Source organism: Polaromonas sp. YR568, assembly GCF_943372955.1.
In the GTDB taxonomy this organism is placed as follows: domain Bacteria; phylum Pseudomonadota; class Gammaproteobacteria; order Burkholderiales; family Burkholderiaceae_C; genus Polaromonas.
In genome coordinates, this window is record NZ_CALSAL010000001.1 from 610,009 (window position 1) to 630,000 (window position 19,992).

The 19,992-nt window shown below is 64.1% G+C and carries 13 protein-coding genes and 1 tRNA gene; 2 read left to right on the top strand and 12 right to left on the bottom strand.

Annotated elements, in window-relative coordinates:
- Positions 1–85: 85 nt before the first annotated feature.
- From AAG793_RS02855 to AAG793_RS02875, 5 genes are read right to left on the bottom strand one after another with little or no spacing between them, the layout of a single operon-like run.
- On the bottom strand, positions 86–1,564 hold the full coding sequence (locus AAG793_RS02855; RefSeq protein ID WP_341903748.1) for an aldehyde dehydrogenase family protein: 1,479 nt from the start codon (positions 1,562–1,564) through the stop codon (positions 86–88).
- Between the two features lie 45 nt (positions 1,565–1,609).
- Positions 1,610–2,527, bottom strand: a complete 918-nt coding sequence (locus tag AAG793_RS02860; protein ID WP_341903751.1) for a dihydrodipicolinate synthase family protein — start codon at positions 2,525–2,527, stop codon at positions 1,610–1,612.
- 5 nt (positions 2,528–2,532) lie between these two features.
- The gene (locus AAG793_RS02865) at positions 2,533–3,705 is read right to left on the bottom strand and encodes an L-rhamnonate dehydratase (protein WP_341903754.1); all 1,173 of its coding nucleotides are present in this window, start codon (positions 3,703–3,705) and stop codon (positions 2,533–2,535) included.
- Between the two features lie 57 nt (positions 3,706–3,762).
- Complete coding sequence (locus AAG793_RS02870; RefSeq protein WP_341903756.1) at positions 3,763–4,788, bottom strand: 4-hydroxythreonine-4-phosphate dehydrogenase PdxA; 1,026 nt, start codon at positions 4,786–4,788, stop codon at positions 3,763–3,765.
- 4 nt (positions 4,789–4,792) lie between these two features.
- The gene (locus AAG793_RS02875) at positions 4,793–5,710 is read right to left on the bottom strand and encodes a tripartite tricarboxylate transporter substrate binding protein (protein WP_341905396.1); all 918 of its coding nucleotides are present in this window, start codon (positions 5,708–5,710) and stop codon (positions 4,793–4,795) included.
- Positions 5,711–5,868: 158 nt separating this feature from the next.
- Here AAG793_RS02875 and AAG793_RS02880 point away from each other — a divergent pair, with 158 nt between their 5' ends.
- The gene (locus AAG793_RS02880; protein WP_341903758.1) at positions 5,869–6,837 is read left to right on the top strand and encodes a LysR family transcriptional regulator; all 969 of its coding nucleotides are present in this window, start codon (positions 5,869–5,871) and stop codon (positions 6,835–6,837) included.
- 3 nt (positions 6,838–6,840) lie between these two features.
- On the opposite strand, the gene AAG793_RS02885 is transcribed toward AAG793_RS02880, so the two are convergent.
- The 7 genes from AAG793_RS02885 to aat all read right to left on the bottom strand — a co-directional run bounded on the left by AAG793_RS02885 (position 6,841) and on the right by aat (position 19,714).
- Entirely contained in the window at positions 6,841–8,310 is a 1,470-nt protein-coding gene (locus AAG793_RS02885; protein ID WP_341903760.1) for an efflux transporter outer membrane subunit, read from the bottom strand.
- A 21-nt stretch (positions 8,311–8,331) separates the two neighbouring features.
- Complete coding sequence (locus tag AAG793_RS02890) at positions 8,332–11,571, bottom strand: efflux RND transporter permease subunit (protein ID WP_341903763.1); 3,240 nt, start codon at positions 11,569–11,571, stop codon at positions 8,332–8,334.
- Positions 11,572–12,205: 634 nt separating this feature from the next.
- Positions 12,206–15,304, bottom strand: a complete 3,099-nt coding sequence (locus tag AAG793_RS02895; protein WP_341903765.1) for an efflux RND transporter permease subunit — start codon at positions 15,302–15,304, stop codon at positions 12,206–12,208.
- Positions 15,305–15,326: 22 nt separating this feature from the next.
- Positions 15,327–16,892, bottom strand: a complete 1,566-nt coding sequence (locus tag AAG793_RS02900; protein WP_341903766.1) for an efflux RND transporter periplasmic adaptor subunit — start codon at positions 16,890–16,892, stop codon at positions 15,327–15,329.
- Between the two features lie 329 nt (positions 16,893–17,221).
- Entirely contained in the window at positions 17,222–18,004 is a 783-nt protein-coding gene (locus AAG793_RS02905) for an IclR family transcriptional regulator (protein WP_341903769.1), read from the bottom strand.
- A 63-nt stretch (positions 18,005–18,067) separates the two neighbouring features.
- Complete coding sequence (locus AAG793_RS02910) at positions 18,068–18,877, bottom strand: arginyltransferase (RefSeq protein ID WP_341903771.1); 810 nt, start codon at positions 18,875–18,877, stop codon at positions 18,068–18,070.
- A 93-nt stretch (positions 18,878–18,970) separates the two neighbouring features.
- Positions 18,971–19,714, bottom strand: coding sequence for a leucyl/phenylalanyl-tRNA--protein transferase (gene aat, locus AAG793_RS02915; RefSeq protein ID WP_341903774.1), 744 nt, complete (start codon positions 19,712–19,714; stop codon positions 18,971–18,973).
- A gap of 189 nt (positions 19,715–19,903) precedes the next feature.
- Here aat and AAG793_RS02920 point away from each other — a divergent pair.
- A tRNA-Asn gene (locus AAG793_RS02920) sits at positions 19,904–19,979 on the top strand.
- Positions 19,980–19,992: the final 13 nt, after the last annotated feature.

Genomic DNA, 19,992 nt, shown 5'->3' on the forward strand with positions numbered 1-19,992 from the left:
ATCCCCATTCTGGACGAACGCGAGCCCGTATGGCAAGCCTGGGCAAGCTTTCGCCGCAGTCAGCAGCGTAATCCCGGTGTCACGCTCAAGCCAGCGTGTAGGCGGTTTTCACCGTAGTGAAGAACTCCTGCGCGTACTTGCCCTGCTCGCGCGGGCCGTAGCTGGAGCCTTTGCGCCCACCGAAGGGCACGTGATAGTCCACACCGGCCGTTGGCAGGTTGACCATCACCATGCCGGCCTGGCTGTGGCGCTTGAAGTGGGTGGCGTGTTTGAGGCTGCTGGTGGCGATGCCGGCAGACAGGCCAAACGGCGTGTCATTGGCCGTGGCCAGCGCTTCGTCGTAGTTCTTCACGCGGATGATGCTGGCGACCGGGCCAAAGATCTCCTCGCGGTTGATGCGCATGGTGGCTGCGCTTTCGCTGAAGAGTGCCGGGGCCATGAAGTAACCGGTGGCGCCGCTGCCGGTGTGGCAGGCGATGCGCTCGCCGCCGAAAGCGAGTGTTGCGCCTTCGGCCTTGCCGATGGCGATGTAGCTCAAGTCCTGCTCCAACTGCGCTTCGGACGAGACCGGGCCCACGTCGGTACCGGCTGTGAGCGCGTCGCCGACCTTGATGCGCGCCATGCGTTCCTGCAAGGCTTTCACAAAAGCGGGGTAGATGCCCTCTGTCACGATCAGGCGGCTGGAGGCGGTGCATCGCTGGCCGGTCGAGTAGAACGCGCTCTGGGCGCACAACTCCACGGCTTGTGCGAGGTCGGCATCGTCGAGCACCACCTGCGGGTTCTTGCCACCCATTTCCAGTTGCACTTTTTTCAGGTTCTTCGCGCAGGCCTCGGCAATGCGGCTGCCCACACCGACCGAGCCGGTGAAGCTGATGGCGTGGATACCGGGGTGGTTCACCATGGCATCACCAATCACGCGACCGGGGCCCATGACCAGATTGAACACGCCAGCCGGAATGCCGGAGCGCGAAATGATGTCGGCCAGCGCCCAGGCGCTGCCGGGCACCAGATCGGCGGGCTTGAGGACCACGCAGTTGCCGAAGGCCAGCGCCGGCGCCACCTTCCACGCGGGAATGGCGATGGGAAAGTTCCACGGTGTGATGAGCCCCACCACACCCACCGGCTCGCGGGTTATCTCCACACCGATGCCGGGTCGCACGGAGGGCAGCGTCTCGCCACTCAGGCGCAGACATTCGCCGGCAAAGAACTTGAAGATGTGGCCGGCGCGGGTGACCTCGCCAATGCCCTCGGGCCGGGTCTTGCCTTCTTCGCGCGAGAGCAGGGTGCCCAGCTCCTCGCGGCGGGCGAGGATTTCGGTGCCGATCTTGTCAAGTGCGTCCGAGCGGGCCTGAATGCCCGAGGTGGACCAGGCCGGAAAGGCCGCTTGCGCAGCTTGTACTGCAGCGTCAAGACCTGAGGCATCGGCCTGCGCGTATTCGCCAATCACGTCCGACAGGTTTGACGGGTTAATGTTGGCGCTGGTGGTTTCACCGGTGCTGATGTTGCCACTGGTGCCAGTGACCCATTGGCCGTTGATAAGGTTGTGATGGGGTGAGGAGGCCATGGTGGAATGCGTCTTTGCGTGAGTGGGTATGGATTTCGGGGCGGGCTATCGTGCCCAGCGCAGAACCAGCGGGTCCAGCCGCCGGGCAGTGGCTAGGAGGCCCTCGCGCACTTCAGGCTGCATGGCAGGAAAGGGATGGCGTGGCGCCTCGCAGGCAATCACGCCGCCGGCCTTCATCAGTGCCTTGGCGGTCAGAATTCCGCCCTGGCGGTTTTCGTAGTTGATCAGCGGCAGCCAGCGCTGGTAAGCGTCAGCGGCTTCCTCATGCTTGCCCGTCTGCCAGGCGTCCATGATGGTTCGGATGCCGTCTGGGTAGCCGCCGCCCGTCATGGCGCCAGTCGCGCCCGCATGCAGGTCAGGCAGCAGCGTGATGGCTTCTTCGCCATCCCATGGGCCTTCAATCGCATCGCCGCCGAGGCGGATCAACTCGCGCAGCTTGGAAGCAGCGCCGGGCGTTTCGATCTTGAAGTAGCAGACGTTGGTGATCTCTTTGGCCATGCGGGCCAGAAACGCGGCGGACAACGGCGTTCCGCTGACTGGCGCGTCCTGGATCATGATGGGGATGTCGATGGCATCCGAAAGCTGGCTGAAGAATCCGTAGATTTGCGCCTCGCTCACCCGGATGGTGGCCCCGTGGTAGGGCGGCATTACCATCACCATGGCGGCGCCCAGGTCCTGCGCGCGGCGGCTGCGCTCGGCACACACCTTGGTGCCGAAGTGGGTGGTGGTCACGATCACCGGCACGCGGCCTGCCACATGTTTCAAGATGGTTTGGGTGAGCACTTCGCGTTCGTCGTCCGATAGCACAAACTGCTCGGAAAAATTCGCGAGGATGCACAGGCCCGCGGAGCCGGCGTCGATCATGAAATCGACGCAGCGCTTCTGGCTCTCCAGGTCCAGCGCACCGGCTTCATCAAAGGTGGTGGGCACCACCGGAAATACGCCCTGGTATCTGGCTGCCATGTTGGTCATTCGACAATGTTGAAGTCTTTGAGGAACTCGGTCTTCATTGTGAGGCCCAGACCAGGCTTGTTGTCATCAAGCTGCAGGAAACCGTTTTCAGCGACCGGCTCGCCGTCGAAGATGTAATAGAAGAGCTCGTTGCCCACTTCCACATCGAACATCGGGAAGTATTCGCTCATCGGCGAGGCGATGGTGCTCATCGTCAGGTGGTAGTTGTGCATCTGGCCGGCGTGCGGGATCACCGGCACGCTGTAGGCTTCGCACAGCGCATTGATCTTGTGCGCTGCAGTGATGCCGCCGACGCGGTTGGTGTCGTACTGCACCACGCTCACGGCCTTCTTGTCGAGCAACTGCTTGAAGCCGTACAGGCTGAACTCATGCTCGCCGCCCGAAATCGGAATGCTGGTGAGCTGGTTCAGTTCGGCGTAGCCGTCAATGTCGTCGGCAATCACGGGCTCTTCCAGCCAGCGCGGCTCGAACTTCTCCAGCTTGGGCAGCATACGCTTGGCGTATTCCAGGTTCCAGCCCATGTAGCACTCAAGCATCAGGTCGTTGTCGTAACCGATGACTTCGCGGATTGCCTCGACCGATTTCAGGTTCTCGGCCACGCCCTTTTGCAGGTGCGCCGGGCCGTAGCCAAAGCGCATCTTGAAGGCGGTGAAACCTTCGTCCTTGTACTTCTGCGCTTCGTCCTGCATCGCCTTCAGGTCAGTGCGATAGAGCTTGGAGTAGTAGCAGGGAATCTTTTCCTTGGTGCGGCCGCCCAGCAGCTTGAACACCGGCTTGTTTACCGACTTGCCCAGGATGTCCCAGATGGCGAGGTCCACCGCCGAGATGGCGGCCATGGTCACGCCCTTGCGGCCCCAGGCATGGGTGGCGCGGTACATGCGCTGCCAGAGGTATTCGTAGTCCCAGGGGTCCTGGCCCACGACCAGCGGCGTCAGGTACTGGTCGATGATGGCTTTGGCAATGTGCGGTGCCAGCGCCACGTTGCCCAGACCAACGATGCCGTCGTCGGTTTCGATTTCCACCACGGTCCATGAATGGAAGCGGAAGGTGCTCATCGATTCGGTGTTGGAGTACACCAGATCCATGGCGTTGGAGCAGAAGTTGCCTTGCGGCGGAACGGTCTTGCCCTTCCATTCGAAGACGCGGGCGCGGACGGATTTGATTTTCATGATGTGGCTGGATGGAGAAAAAAGAAATGGCGCAGAGGGGGTGAGCCGCTCAGACGCTCAGGCGGTTTGCAGGCGGGCGGCACCCATGCGCTGGGCGATTTTGAAAGCATTGAGCGTGGCGTTGACATCGGCCTGGCCTTTACCGGCAATGTCATAGGCCGTGCCGTGGGCCGGTGTGGTGATGGGTACCGGCAAGCCGCCTTGCACCGTCACGCCCTTGCTGAAGCCCATGAGCTTGATCGCGATCTGGCCCTGGTCGTGGTACATGGTGACGATGGCCTGGTAAAGCCCGTCGCGCGCCTTCAGAAAAATCGTGTCGGCCGGGAAGGGTCCATCGACCGGAATGCCACTGGCGCGCAGGGCTTTCACAGCGGGCTCGATGATGTCGATCTCCTCACGACCGCACACACCGCCATCACCACCGTGCGGGTTGAAGGCAGCCACCGCCACCTGGGGGTTGGCGTTGCCGCTGGCTTGCAGTGAGCGGTAAATCAGCTCGGTCGCTGCCACGATGCGTTCCTGACTCAATACCGAGGCTGCGTCTTTCAGCGGAATGTGTGATGACACCCGCGCCGTCCACAAGTCGCCCAGGGTGTTGAACTCGCAGAAATAACCGGTCACGCCCAGGTACTCGGCAAAGTGGTGCAGTTCGTCCTCGTGCTTCAGGCCGCCCAGCTTCATGGCCTGCTTGTTCAGCGGGGCAAAGCAGATGGCATCGACCGCACCGGCCTTGGCACCGTCCATGCAGAGGTTCAGCACCTTCAGCACCGCGGCGCCGCAAGCGGCCTGTGCCTGGCTGCGCTGCACCTGCTCGCGGGCAATGGTGTTCACCGCCAGAAAAGCGGGCAGTGAACGGTCTGCGCGCTGGCGCACATCGGCGAGGCTGTTCACCGCTTGCGTGGTGACGCTCTGGCCGGCAATGGCCTGGCCTTCCTGCCAGAGCCATGCGTCGCCCACCAGCACGATGTTGGCGCGGGCTGTGATGCCAGGCTGGCTCAGCAAGCGCGCAATCAGCTCCGGCCCGATGCCGGCTGCGTCGCCCAGCGTTATCGCTATGACAGGTGCGATGACAGGTGATTCCACGGTATCAATCCAGTTTGATGTTTTTCTTGGCGATCAGGTCGCCATAGCGCTTGTTCTCTGCATTATGAAAGGCCAGAAACTGCGCTTGTGTCATCGGGGTCAGGTCGGCACCGATAGCGCCCAGGCGTTGTTGGGTCTCGGGCATGGCCAGCACCTTGGTGACCTCGGTGTAGACGCGGTCCTGCACGGCCTTGGGCGTAGAGGCCGGCATGTAGATGCCGTACCAGGCGCTCATCTCGACACCGTTCAGGCCGGCTTCGGCCATGGTCGGCAGATCGGGCAACTGCGGGTTGCGCTTGGCACTTGCCACGGCCAGTGCCTTGATGCGGCCATTCTTGATGTGACCAATGACCGAGGGCATGGTGTCAAAGCTCATTTGCACCTGGCCACCGATCAAGTCGACCAGCGCCGGGCCGCTGCCGCGGTAAGGGATGTGGGTGATGAAAAGGCCCGCCTGGTCCTTGAACAGCTCAGCCGCAATGTGCTGCGTGCTGCCGGAGCCGCTGGTGGCGTAGTTCAGCTTGCCGGGCTGGCTTTTGGCCAGCGTGATCAGCGACTTGACCGAGTCCACCGGCAGGGCGTTGTTGACCACCAGCACATTGGGCACGGCGCCGACAAAGACCACAGGCACCAGGTCCTTGTTGTTGTCATAGCCCAGCTTGAGCAGGTGCGGTGCGATGGCATGGGCGGTCGAGACGCCCATCACCATGGTGTGGCCGTCGGTGGACTTCGCCGTCACGTCGGCGGCCAGGGTGTTGGAGGCGCCAGGGCGGTTTTCAGCCACGACGGATTGCTTGAGCAGCGGTCCGAGGCGGTCAGCCACGGCGCGGGCCATGGCGTCGGTGCCGCCGCCGGGGGCAGAACCCACCAGAATGCGAACCGGGCGGGTCGGCCAATCTTGAGCCAAGGCGGTGCCAGCCATGGCCAGCGTGCAGGCGCTGACGAGCAAAGTGGAAAGGAATTTCATCGGGTGTCTCCTGTCGGTTGTGGTGATCGAATGAACCGATGGTAGGCAGACTGACTGTTAACGTAAATTGAAAATAAATGATTATTTGATAATCCCAAGTTATCATTTAAAGCATGTCTGCACGATCAACTTCCCACACCGCCACGCCCCAGCTTCTGAACCGCCTGCGCATGCGACAGGTGGCGCTGATCCTGGCGGTGGGCGAGCATGGCACCTTGCGCAAGGCCTCGGCCGAGCTGGGCATGACGCAGCCGGCGGCCACCAAAATGATCCAGGAGCTGGAGTCAGCCCTGGGACAGCGTTTGTTCGAGCGGGTGGGGCGCGGGCAAAAGCTCACCCCGGCTGGGGAGAGCGTGCTGCGCTACTTCCGCGGCATGCGCGGTTCGGTCGAATCGATGACACGCGAGCTGGCCGAGCTGGCGCTGGGCTCGTCGGGTCGGGTGTCGGTGGGCAGCATCATGGCGCCGTCGCCCAATCTGCTGACGCGGGCGATCGTGGTGTTGAAGAAGGCCTATCCGCTGCTGTCGGTTGATGTACAGCTCGACACCAGCGACCGCCTGTTCGAGCTGCTGCGCGAAGGCGAGCTGGACGTGGCCATTGGTCGCATCCGCGACGAGCACCGTGCCGACTACACCTTCACCGCGCTGGAGAACGAGGCGCTGTCAGTGGTGGTGGGCGTGCAGCATCCGCTGGCCGGGCGCCGCGTGGTGCCCTTTGCCAGCCTGCTGGACTACCCGTGGATCCTGCAGCCGCTGGGCAGCCCGATGCGTGAGGTGCTGGACCAGGAGTTCCGCATGCTGCAGGCCCCCACGCCCAAGGGCCTGATTGAAACCGCCTCCATCCTGACCACCACCAACCTGATCGGGCAGACCGAGATGATCGGCGTGATGCCGCAGTCGATTGCGCGGCACTATGGCGATCACGGTTTGCTGAAGGTGCTGCCTTGCCGCATCCAGCACAAGATGGAGGCCTTTGGTTCCATCACCCGCAAGGACAGGCCGTTGAGCGACGCGGCGCGTTTTTTTCTTGACGCGCTGCATGAGCAGTCACAGGCATCGGCCGCGACAGCCCCCTCAGGCTGACTTTTATTTCGCTGCAGCCGCATCCGCCTGCCAGCCGCCACCGAGCGACTGGATCAGCGCCACCGCTGTGGTCTGCCGGTCCGCCATGGCCTGCACCAGTGCGCGCCGGGCGTTGAGCGCGGTGGCCTGGGCGTTGATGACTTCGGTGTAGCTCACCTGGCCGCTGCGGTAGCGGTTCAGCACCTGTTGCTCGACCTGATCCGCCGCTTCCGAGGCCTGTCGGCGCAGGGCCTGCTGCGTGGCCAGAACCCGTGTAGCGGACAGCTGATCTTCCACGTCCTGGAATGCGGTCAGCACGGTCTGCCTGTAGCGCGCCACCGCCTGATCCCGCGCTGCTTCGCTGCCCGCCACCCTTGCGCCGGTAGCGCCCGCGTTGAACAGCGCTTGCGCCGCCGAGAGGCCCAACGACCACACGCTGCTCGACGCCTTGAACAGGTCCGCCACGCGGCTGGCGCCTTGACCCACCGACGCGCTGAGCGACAGGCTGGGGTAATAGGCGCTCTTGGCAATGCCGATCTGTTCGTTGGCCGAGGCCACGCGGCGCTCGGCCGCCGCAATGTCGGGCCGGCGCTGCAGCAGGGTCGATGGCACGCCCACTGGCACCTCGGGCACTGTCGGACTCCACGCCGTTGCCGCCAGCGAGAAGTTGCCCGGCGCTTCGCCCACCAGCACCGCAATCGCGTGCTCGAACTGGGCGCGCTGGCGCTGCAGCCCGGCGTTGTCGGCCTGCGCGTTAGCCAGTTGGGTCTGCGCCTGCAGCACATCGGATCTGGGTGCGATGCCGGCGGTATAGCGGTTCTGGGTGATCTCCACAGCGCGCTGGAAGCCGGCAAGGGTGGTGGCCAGCAGCGCGAGCTGGGCATCGGTCTGCCGCAGCGAGAGGTAGCTCACCGCCAGTTCGCCCTGTGCAGAGAGGCGTGCCGAGGCCAGATCGGCCGCACTGGCCTGCTCGCTGGCGCGTGCGCTGTCCACCGTACGGCCCAGGCGCCCCCACACATCGGGCTCCCAGCTGCCGCCCAGGCTGACCTGGTAGTTGTTGCTCACGCGGCCGCCGGTGGTAAGACCCGTGGCGTTGTTGGTGCTTGCGCTGGTGCCCGAGCGTGACGCACCGCCACTCAGGTTGACCGAGGGGAAGAGCCCGGCGCGCTGCTCACGCACCAGTGCACGGGCCTGTGCGTAGGCGGCCACAGCCGTCGCCACATTCTGGTTGGACACCTCCACACGCGAGGCCAGCTGGTTGAGCACCGGGTCGTTGAACAGCTCCCACCACGGGCCGCGCTCCAGCGCATCGGCGGGTGCGGCTGGCACCCAGCCTTCGGCTTCCTTGAAGGCGGTGACATCCACGGTGGTCGGGCGCTGGTAGTCAGGGCCGACAGCACAGCCAGTGACCAGCAGCGCGAGGAATGCAGCGACCAGCAAGGAACCGGTGCTGTGCTTTTGAGGCGGCGGGCGATGGTGGGAAATGGAAGTCATGGTGTGTACCCGGTGTGTCTGTCAGGGCGCAGGTTGTGGCGCGCCCAGCGTGGGTGGTGCTGCAGTCAGCCGGCCCAGTTGCCGCTCGCCCGGGCTGCGGCGGCGCAGCCTGTCCATCAGCACATAGACCACTGGTGTGGTGAGCAGGGTCAGCAACTGGCTGGCAATCAGCCCGCCGATGATGGCAATGCCCAGCGGCCGGCGCAGCTCGGCACCTTCACCAAAGCCGATGGCCAGCGGCAGGGCGCCGAGGATGGCTGCCAGCGTGGTCATCAGGATGGGCCGGAAGCGCAGCAGGCAGGCTTCGCGCACCGCTTCGACAGCCGATAGCCCGCGCGAGCGTTCGGCTTCCAGTGCAAAGTCGATGATGAGAATGGCGTTCTTCTTGACAATGCCGATCAGAAGGAACACGCCGATCAGCGCAATGATGGAAAAGTCGAGCTTGAACATCAGCAGCGCCAGCACCGCACCGACGCCGGCCGAGGGCAGGGTGGAGAGCACGGTGATCGGGTGCACCAGGCTCTCGTAAAGAATGCCCAGCACGATGTAGATCACCACCAGGGCCGCCAGAATCAGCAGCGGCTGCTCGTTCTGCGACTGCTGGGCGCTGAGGGCTGTGCCCGAGAAGCTGCCCCGCACCTTGTTGGGCAGGCTGATCTGGGCTTCGGCCAGCCGCACAGCGGCCTCGGCGTCGCTGAGCGTGCTGCCCGGCGCTAGGTTGTACGAGATGGTGGTGGAGAGCTCCCCGTCTTCGTGGCTGACCGATGCCGCCGTGGCGCTTTCACCGATGCTGGCAATCGCGGGTAGCGGCACCATGGGGGTGACGGTGGCGCTCAGCACCTGACCGCTGGAGGCGTCGCGCAAGCCGGGGTTTGCGGCTGTGCTGGTGGTGGCAGGTGTGGCCCCGGCCAGTGTGCTGCCCGCACCGCCGCGCACCGGGATGTAGATGTCTTTCAGCGATTCCGGGCTGCGGGTGTACTGCGGCGCCATCTCCATCACCACACGGTACTGGTTGAGCTCGGCATAAATGGTGGCCACCTGCCGCTGGCCGAAGCCGTTGTAGAGGGCGTTGTCCACATCGCGCGAGCTGATGCCCAGGCGTGCCGCGCTCTCCTTGTCCACCGTCACCATCACCTCCACGCCGTTTTCCTGCTGGTCGGTGTCCACATCAATCAGGGCCGGTTGCAGCTTCATCTGGTCGGCCAGCCGCGTGGCCCAGACCTTCAGGTCAGCCGAGCTGTCGCTTTTCAGGGTGTACTGGTAGGTCGAGTTGGTTTGCCTGCCGCCACCGCGCAGGTCCTGCACCGGGTTGAGGAACAGGCTCACCCCCGTCACCTGCGCCAGTTGCGGCCGCAGCCGTGCAATCACGGCCTGACCGGAGTCGGTGCGCTCGGCCACCGGCTTGAGGTTGATGAACATGAAGCCGCCACCGGCGCGCGAGCCACCGGTGAAGCCGACCACCGTGTCCACCGTCGGGTCGCGCCGGATGATGTCCACCAGTTCCTTCAATTTTCCTTGCAGTGCCTGAAAGGAAATGCTCCGGTCAGCGCGGATGCCGGCATTGATCTGCCCGGTGTCCTGCTGCGGGAAAAATCCCTTGGGCGCTGCGATGTAAAGGTACACATTGAGGCCAATCACGGCCACCAGAATCAGCATCACCAGGCCTTTGCTGGCCAGTGCCCAGTCGAGGCTGACTTCATAAAGCCGCAAGACCCGCTTGAACCCGGCGTCAAACCAGCCCGACACACGGCCGCGCTTCTGCAGGTGGGCGTCGGGCTTGAGCAGCCAGGCGCACATCATGGGCGTGGTGGTCAGCGAGATCACCAGCGAAATCATCACCGCGGCCGACAGCGTGACCGCAAATTCGCGGAACAGCCGCCCGGTCTGCCCGCCCATGAAGAGCAAGGGAATGAACACCGCCACCAGCGACAGGCTGATCGACAGCACGGTAAAGCCCACTTCCTTTGCGCCGAGCAGCGCCGCCTTGAACCGGTCCATGCCGGCTTCGATATGACGGCTGGTGTTCTCCAGCACCACGATGGCATCGTCCACCACAAAGCCGGTGGCCACCGTCAGCGCCATCAGGCTCAGGTTGTTGAGCGAAAAACCCAGCAGGTACATCACGCAGAAGGTACCCAGCAGCGACACCACGGTGGCCACTGCCGGAATTACCGTGGCGCGGGCGCTGCGCAAAAACGCGCTCACCACCAGCACCACCAGCACGATGGAGATGAGCAGGGTGACTTCGATCTCCAGCAGCGAGGTGCGGATCGAAGTGGTCCGGTCCGATGCGACCTGCAGCTTCACGTCTTGCGGCAGTTGCGCCTGCAGCTCGGGCAGCAGAGCGCGCACACCATCCACCGTCTCGATCACATTGGCGTCGGGCTGGCGCCTGACCAGCACCACCACCGCAGGCTCGCCGTTGAACAGGCCCAGCGTGTTGACGTTCTCCACGCCGTCAATGACCTGCGCTATATCGCTGAGACGGATCGCTGCGTTGTTGCGCCAGGCGACGATCAGGTCGCGGTAGTCAGCCGCCTTGAGCCCGCCGCTGGCCATGTTGGAGCCCGAATAAATCTGGAAGCGCTGGCCATTGCCTTCGATGGCGCCTTTGGGCCGGTTGGCATTCGAGGCCTGCAGCGCGGCGCGCACGTCTTCTGTGCTGACGCCGTAGCGGTTCAGCGCAAAAGGCAGCAGCTCCACCCGCACCGCAGGCAGCGAACCACCGCCCAGCTCCACGTCACCGACACCCGGAACCTGCGCGATTTTTTGCTGGATCAGATTCGACACTTCGTCATAAATCTGCCCTGGCGAGCGGGTTTGTGACGTGAGCGCCAGGATGATGACCGGCGCAGATGCCGGATTGGCTTTGCGGTAGGTCGGGTTGCTGCGCAGCGTGGCGGGCAGGTCGGCCCGCGAGGCATTGATGGCTGCCTGCACCTCACGCGCCGCTGCATCGATCTTGCGGTTCAGGTCAAACTGCAGGCTGATGCGGGTAGAGCCGGTGCCACTGCTCGACGTCATCTCGTTGACCCCGGCAATCACGCCCAGCCGGCGCTCCAGCGGCGTGGCCACACTGCTGGCCATGGTGGCCGGGCTGGCCCCCGGCAGCGAGGCGCTGACCGAGATGGTGGGGAAGTCCACCTGCGGCAGCGGCGAGACCGGCAGCACGAAGAAGGCGCCGATGCCGGCGAGGGCCAGGCCGATGGTGAGGAGGACTGTGGCGACTGGGCGGCGGACGAATGGCTCGGAAAGATTCATGCGGACCTGCCTTGTCCGTTCGGACTGAGCTTGGCGAAGCCGTCTTTATCTTGATCGTTGTGCTGTTTGCTGAGGGTTGAGGTCGGGGTGGCCCGGCAGCCAGTCACTTTCTTTTGCTTCGCCAAAAGAAAGTAACCCAAGAAAAGGCGACCCTGGTGCCTGCGTCCCTTCGCTTCGCTACGGGCAACCTGCGGTGCTCGGTTCAGGCGGGGTCTGGCTAAACTCGCCTTCGGCTCAGACAACGCCAGCCCTGATCCGCCTGGCCCTGTGCTCCTCGGCGCATTCACAAGGGTTGGGGATTCAAAGACAAATACCGAAGTCCACAAGGTCACGCCATGGCGTGTCCGTGTGGACTTGGTTCCCGTTCCCGCTTGTCCCGTGTGGCTGGGCCGAGCAGCGCAGATGGAGGCGGGATCAGGGCCGCAGTTGTTTGAGCGCAGCGAGTTCTGCGGACCCCCGCCGGAGTCGAGCAGCGCAGGTTGTCCGCAGCGAAGCGCAGGGACCCAGACTTCGGGTAGCCTTTCTTTTGGGTACTTTTCTTTGGCGAAGCAAAGAAAAGTGCCTCGCCCGCCGGGGCGAGTCCCGGCCTCAACCCTCAGCAAAGACCGCCTCACTTGAAAGCAGGAAAAGGACCTCACGCAACAAGCCCCTTTCCGCGCCCAAACCTCCGCCCCAACCGATCAAACCCCAGATAAATCACTGGCGTGGTGAACAGCGTCAACACCTGACTCACGATCAGTCCGCCAAAAATCGACAAGCCCAGCGGCCGCCGCAGCTCTGCGCCTTCACCCCAGCCCAGCATCAGTGGCACTGCAGCAAACAGAGCGGCGAGGGTGGTCATCAGGATGGGGCGAAAGCGCATCAGCGCGGCCTGCCGGATGGCTTCTTCGGGGGATTTGCCTTCGTTGCGTTCGGCATCAATCGCGAAGTCGATCATCATGATCGCGTTCTTCTTCACGATGCCAATCAGCAAAATGATGCCGATGATGCCGATCACGCCCAGGTCGGAGCCGCTGATCATCAGCGCCAGCAGCGCGCCAACACCGGCAGAGGGCAGGGTGGAAAGAATCGTCAGCGGGTGGATGTAGCTCTCGTACAGCACACCCAGCACGATGTACACGCAGATCACGGCCGCCAGGATCAGCCAGAGCTGGTTCGACAGCGAGGCCTGGTAGGCACCCGCGGCGCCGAGGAAAGTCATCGTCACGCTGCTGGGCAGGCCGATGTCTTTGGCCGCCTGCTTGATCTGGTCCACTGCCTTGCCCAGCGACACGCCCGGTGCTGTGTCAAAGCCCAGCGTGGTGGCCGGGTACTGTGCGACGCGGGTGATCTGCAGCGGTGCTGGTCTTTCCGAGATGGTGGCCAGCGCCGACAGCGGCGTGGTGGTGCCTGCGCTGGTCTTGAGCTGCAGGCTGCCCAGCGATTGAGGCGTCAGCAGCTGGTCGGCCTGCGCCTCCAGAATCACGCGGTACTGGTTGGTCTCGGTGAAGATGGTCGAGACGATGCGCTGGCCGAAGGCGCTGTAGAGCGCGTCGTCGATGGACGAGGTGGTCACGCCCAGCCGGGAGGCGGTGTCGCGGTCCACCGTCACATAAACGCCGGCACCGGCGGAGCCTGCATCGGACGCGATGTTCTGGAGGCTGCCAAGGCTACGCATGCGCTCGGCCAGCTTCCCGGCCCATTCAATCACCGCAGCGTTGCTGGATCCTTCGAGCGACACACGGAACTGGGTGGGCCCGGTTTCGGCGTCGATGGTCAGGTCCTGCGTGGGCTGCACGTAAAGCGTCACGCCTGCCACCGTGGCTGCGCGGCGCTTGAGGCGGTCCATCGTTTCCTGCTGGCTGGTCGTTCGCTCGCGCTTGAGATTGATCAGCATGCGGCCGGTGTGCAGCATGGTGTTGTTAGCCGCATCCACACCGATGAAGGAGCTCAGTGCGTCCACATCCGGGTCTTCCAGAATCGCCCTGGCCGCCGCCTGCTGCAGCTCGGCCATGCGTGCGTAAGACACCGTTTTTGCGGTCTCGACCCTGGCCTGGAGCTGCCCGGTGTCCTGCGTAGGGAACAGGCCTTTGGGGATCAGCACATACAGCAGCACCGTCAGCAGCAGCGTGGCCAGCGCCACCAGCAGTGTCGCGCCCTGGCGCAGCAGCACCCAGCCCAGCATGCGGTCGTAGCGGGCGATCACGCCCTCGAAGAACCGGTGCATCTTCTCGCTGAATTGAGCCAGTTGTCCGTTGCCGGGCTGATGGTCTGCCTTCGCTTTCAACCATCTCGCTGACATCATGGGTACCAAGGTGAGCGACACCACACCGGAGATCAGGATGGTGATGGCCAGCGTGATCGCGAACTCGCGGAACAACCGGCCCACCACATCACCCATGAAGAGCAGCGGGATCAGCACGGCAATCAGCGACACGGTCAGTGAGATGATGGTGAAGCCGATCTGCGTCGCGCCCTTGATCGCTGCCGCCAGAGGCGCCTCGCCTTCCTCGATGTAGCGCGAGATGTTCTCGATCATCACGATGGCGTCGTCGACCACAAAGCCAGTGGCAATCGTCAGCGCCATCAGGCTCAGGTTGTTCAGGCTGTAGCCCAGCAGGTACATCGCGCCACAGGTGCCGATCAGGGAAATCGGCACCGCCAGACTGGCAATCACGGTGGCGCGCAGGCTGCCGAGGAAGGCAAAGATCACCAGCACCACCAGCAGCACTGCCAGCAACAGCTCAATCTCCACATGCAGCACCGAGGCGCGGATGCCGGTAGTGCGGTCGCTCAGGATGTCGACCTTCACCTGGCTCGGCAGGTCGGCTTGCAGCTCGGGCAGGCGCGCCTTGATGGCGTCGACGGTGGCGATCACGTTGGCACCGGGCTGGCGCTGCACGTTGAGGATGATGGCTGGCTTCAGACCAGACCAGGCGCCCAGCTTCACGTTTTCCGCACTGTCAACGACTCTTGCTACATCGGATACCCGCACCGCCGCACCGTTGCGGTAGGCAATGATGAGGTTCTGGTAATCCGCCGCCGCGACCAGCTGGTCGTTGGAATTGATGGAGTAGGAGCGGGTCGGCCCGTCAATGCTGCCTTTGGCTGCGTTGGCGTTGGCCGCCGTGATGGCCGAGCGCAGCGAATCCAGCCCCAACCCGTAGGAGGCCAGCGCCCGCGTGTCGGCCTGAATGCGCACGGCAGGGCGCTGCCCGCCGCTGAGCGACACCAGGCCCACACCATTGACCTGGCTGATCTTCAGCGCCAACCGGGTGTTGACCATGTTCTGCACTTCTGTGAGCGGCAGCGTGTCTGACGTGATGGCCAGCGTGAGCACCGGCGCATCGGCCGGGTTCACCTTGGCATACACCGGCGGCGCGGGCAGGTCGGCTGGCAGCAGCGAGCCGCCCGCGTTGATGGCGGCCTGTACTTCCTGCTCGGCCACATCGAGGCCCAAACCCAGATCGAACTGCAGTGTGACGATGGACACGCCGGCTGCGCTGGTGGAGCTCATGCGCTGCAGTCCCGACATCTGGCCGAACTGGCGCTCCAGCGGTGCGGTGACGGTTTGCGCCATCACTTCCGGGCTGGCGCCGGGGTACAGCGTCTGCACCTGGATGGTGGGGTAATCGACCTGCGGCAGCGCCGACAGTGGCAGGAACTTGAAGCCAACCAGGCCAGCCAGCACGATGGCCACCATCAGCAACGAGGTGGCGACAGGCCGAAAGATAAAGGGACTGGAAGGGCTCATCGGGCGGTGTCCGGAAGCCGTGTCACTGCGCGGGCCGCTCGCGCTGGCCCATGTTGTCCTTCATGCGTTGCCAGCGCTCCAGCGCCGCCGGCTCGCCCTTGTCGAGGTTCTCCAGAAAGCGCTTGCGGCGCTCCAGCGCCACCGGGTCATCTTTCACCTGATCCAGCAGGCGTTGGCGCTGTGCGGGGGTGGGCCGCTCTACGCCTTGTGGTTGGGGGGCGGCAACGGGCGATGGCGGTGTGCCGGTTTGTGTAGCAGAGGCTGGCGCCGGAGCAATCGTTGGGACGGCTGGAATCGCCGCCTCAGGTACCGATGCGCTGCCTGCGGGTGCGCTGGCACCCGGTCGTGGCCTGCGCCCCTGGCCGGCACGGCCGCCGGCGGGTGCATCGCCCGGCAGTGCGACCCGTGAGCCATCCGAGAGGCGGTCAGCGCCTTCGGTGATGACCTGCTCGCCAGCCTTCAGGCCCGAGGCGATGATGATTTTTTCTGCGGTGGCCTGCCCCCGCTTTACCGGTCGCAGCGACACGGTTCGTTCAGCCGGGTTGAGCACATACACATAGTCGCCGGTGGCGCCCAGCCGCACGGCGGTGACGGGCACGACCACGGCGTTATCGATGGTTCTGACTTCCAGCCGCACATTCACGAACTGGCTGGGAAACAGGCTCAGCTTGCTGTTAGTGAAACGGGCCTTGGCCTTGACCGTGCCGGTGGTGGTGTCGACCTGGTTGTCGAGCGACGCGAACACACCGGTGTCCAGCACAGTGGTGCGGGTGCGATCCAGTGCTGTGACCTTCATCGGCGTGCCGCTGGCCACGTTTTGCTGCAGCTCGCCCACGCGGTCCTGCGGGACGGCGAACACCACGTCAATCGGCGTGACCTGCGTGATCAGGGCGATGCCATTGGCGTCGCTGTTGCTCACCACGTTGCCCACGTCCACCGTGCGCAGGCCGACGCGGCCGCTGATGGGTGCCACGACCCGGGTGTAGCCGAGGTTCAGGCGTGCCGTGCCCTCGTTGGCCTTATTGATGGTGACGGTGCCTTCCAGCTGCTTGACCAGCGCGGCCTGGGTGTCTACTTCCTGGCGGGCAATCGAGTCCTGCTCCAGCAGTGTCCTGAAGCGCTGCAAGGTGACGCGCGCGCTGTCGAGCTGGGCTTCGTCGCGCAGACGCTGGCCGCTGGCCTGCATCAGGGCCATTTCAAACTGGCGCGGATCGATGGTGGCCAGCAGGTCGCCCGCCTTGACCATCTGGCCTTCCTTGAAGAGGACCTTCTCCATCACGCCAGACACCTGGGGGCGTACCCTGACGGTGGCCTGTGGCGTGACGGTGCCGAGTGCCTCGATAACGACCGGAATGCTGGCTGCCTCTGCGGTGGCCACGCCAACAGTTGTGGAAGGTGCGCCGCGTCTGCCACCGGGGCCGGCGGCACCCTCTGCCGCGGGGCGGGTCAGGTACCAGGCCAGCCAGCCGGTGCCGGCCAGCAGGAGCAGGGCCAGCAGCCCGCCGATGATTTTGGCGCGGCGACTGAAGCGCCGTGGTTGGGGAGTGTCTGGCGACGTGTAGGGTGTCGTCTTGGCAGTCGGATCCATCGGATGTCCTCGTTACCCACAGTGTCCGATGACCGGACCCGCTTTGTTTTTATTGGATGGGAATGACCCATGAAAAGGCGGCGGGAGTGCGGAAAGATCGTCCCGCGCTCCGGCCCGCTGAATGCTCAACGGGCGGGCCAATTGTCAAATTGATTATGGTGGCACGGTGGGCATCGCAGATGTAGGACAGGATGGCGTCCGGTAAACAGGCGGTAAAGCAAAGTTGGAGGCGGGTGGCAGGGCAGGCGGAGACGTCATGCGCTCAGGTTCTCTGCGTGGTTGCAGGGAGCGTCTGGCCATCCGTGGTCGGGCGGGGTGACTGGCTGATTTCATGCGCGGGCTCTGTAGCCCAGCGCGGTCGAGATCTCGTTGGCCGTGGCCTGCAGCTTGGGCAGCCATTGCTCATCAAGCCGGTCTGCAGGGGCCGAAATGGACAAGCCCGCGACCAGCTTGTTCTGGTCGTCGTAAATGCCTGCCGCCATGCAGCGCACGCCCATCTCCAGCTCCTCGTTGTCACGCGCAATCCCGTACTGGCGCGCCTTCGACAGCTCGCGCTCCAGCACCGGCAGCTGCGTGATGCTGTTGCGCGTCTGCCCGGGCAGGCCGGTACGCGTGGCGTAGGTGCGCAGGCGCTGCGGGTCGTCGAACGCCAGAAAGAGCTTGCCGACCGAGGTGAGGTGCAGCGGCGCGCGCCCGCCAATGGCGCGCACCACCTGCATGCCGCTGCGCTCGCTGTAGGCGCGCTCGACATACACAATCTCGTCCCCCTGGCGCATGCTGAGGTTCACCGGCTGCTGCGTCAACTTGTGCAGCTCGCGCATGGGCGCCAGTGCGGCGTCGCGCACACTCAGCCGCGCCTTCACCAGATTACCCAGTTCCAGCAGACGCATGCCAAGGCGGTAGTTGCCGGCAGCAGGCCGATCGACAAAACGGCCAGTGGCCAGATCGTTCAGGATGCGGTGGGCGGTGGAGGGGTGCAGCCCTGACTTCTCGCTGATTTCCTTGAGTGAAACCGCTTCCTCGCGGCTCGCCAGAATCTCCAGCAGGGTGAACATGCGTTCAATGACCTGAACGGTCGGCGTGGCGGGCAGTGCGTTGTCAGGCTTTTTCATGTGCAGGGTTCCTGCAGTAAATTTTACCTTGTGAAATGACAGCGCGCATGGCGCCCATGGAGCTCAGGGCGATGGATCGGTCAGCGGCTGCGTCAATGCACTAATTCGGCCGTCACCAGTCGGGCCCGATGCACCGTCAGTCGCGCTGACCCACTGCCCGCCCAGCAGCACCTCGCAGGGCTGGAAGCCTGCCTTGTAGTTCATCTTCGGGCTTTCGGCGATCCAGTAGCCGAGGTAGACATGGGGAAGGTCAAGCTGCCGCGCCTGGTCGATCTGCCACAGGATGCTGTAGTTGCCGTAGCTGGCGCCCTGGTCGGGTTCGTAGAAGGTGTAAACCGCAGAAATGCCGTCTTCCAGCACGTCGAGGATGGACACCATCTTCAGCGCCCCGGGCTCGCCATTGGGCAGTGACTCGCGGAACTCCACCAGCCGCGAGTTGACCCGGCTTTGCAGCAGGAACTGGGTGTACTGGTCAATGCTGTCGTGGTCCATGCCGCCGCCGGCGTGGCGCCCGTTCTGGTAGCGCAGGTAGAGCTGGTAGTGCTCCGGCATGAAGCACAGCTTGAGGATGCGCGCTTGCAGGTTGCCGTGCTGCTTCCATGCGCGGCGCTGGCTGCGGCTCGGGGCAAAGGTCTTCACGGGAACCCGCAGCGGTACGCAGGCCTGGCAGCCATCGCAATAGGGTCGGTAAGTGAACATGCCGCTGCGCCGGAAACCGTTGGTCACCAGCTCGGAGTACGCGTCGTTGTGAATCAGGTGGCTGGGCGTGGCCACCTGCGAGCGGGCCTGCCGCCCCGGCAGGTAGCTGCAGGGGTAGGGTGCCGTTGCATAGAACTGCAAGGTCTGAAGGGGCAGGTCCTTAAGGTGTGTCACTGTTTTTCACTGCGCGTCACAAGGGGCGGTGGCGGTCCTAGCGGTGGAGTTTTGAAGTCCGGAATGAAGACTGAAAAGCGATCAAAAACGTCTTCAAAAAAGCTGATTCCAGTATACGGGTTCGAAGCGCCAGACGGGGGCGGTTTCCCGTACCGTAGCGCCCAGATGCGCGGCAAATTCACGGCGGGGAATCTCGCCTGCGCCGAGCGACGCAAGGTGCCGGGTGTTTTGCTGGCAATCGATCATCGCCACGCCCTGCGCGCGGCAAAACGCCACCAGCGCCGCCAGCGCAATCTTCGATGCATCTGTTTGCCGCGAAAACATCGACTCGCCAAACACCATACGGCCCAGGTTCACACCATAGAGGCCACCCACCAGTTCGCCACGAACCCACGTTTCCACGCTGTGGGCGTGGCCTGCGCGGTGCAAGGCGACGTAAGCCTCCTGCATCTCCGGAACAATCCAGGTACCCGACTGGCCTTCGCGGGCCTGCGCGGCGCAGGCTTGGATCACCTGAACAAATGCGCTGTCAAACCGCACCTCGCAGTCGGCGTCGTCCCGAAAGCGTTTCAGCACCTGCTTGAGTGAGCGGTGCAGGCGGAACTGCGCCGTCTGCAACACCATGCGCGGGTCCGGGCTCCACCACAGCGTCGGCTGCCCATCGCTGAACCACGGGAAGATGCCTCGCGAATAGGCGTCCAGCAGCGTCGGTGTGTCGAGCGAACCGCCAGCCGCAATCAGCCCCGGCGCGGGATCATTCGGGCCCCACGCATCATTCAAAGGGGGAAACGCATCGCCCGGCGTCAGCCAGTGAACCGAGCGCACAGGTTTCACCATAGCCAGCGGGCTCCACGTGAGAGACCTGTGAACAAAGCAAGCGCGGACACCATGCGGTGAATATTAGTCCTGTCACGGCTTGGCGGCATCCTTGAATGCCTTGGGCGCACCAAAGACGCGGGTTTGGGCAAGTCGAGAAGGTGCTGCCCCGGAAAGCACCGAAAACCGCGCTATAATCTTAGGCTGTATTCCTCAATAGCTCAGTTGGTAGAGCGCCGGACTGTTAATCCGTAGGTCCCTGGTTCGAGCCCAGGTTGAGGAGCCAATGAATTCAGGGG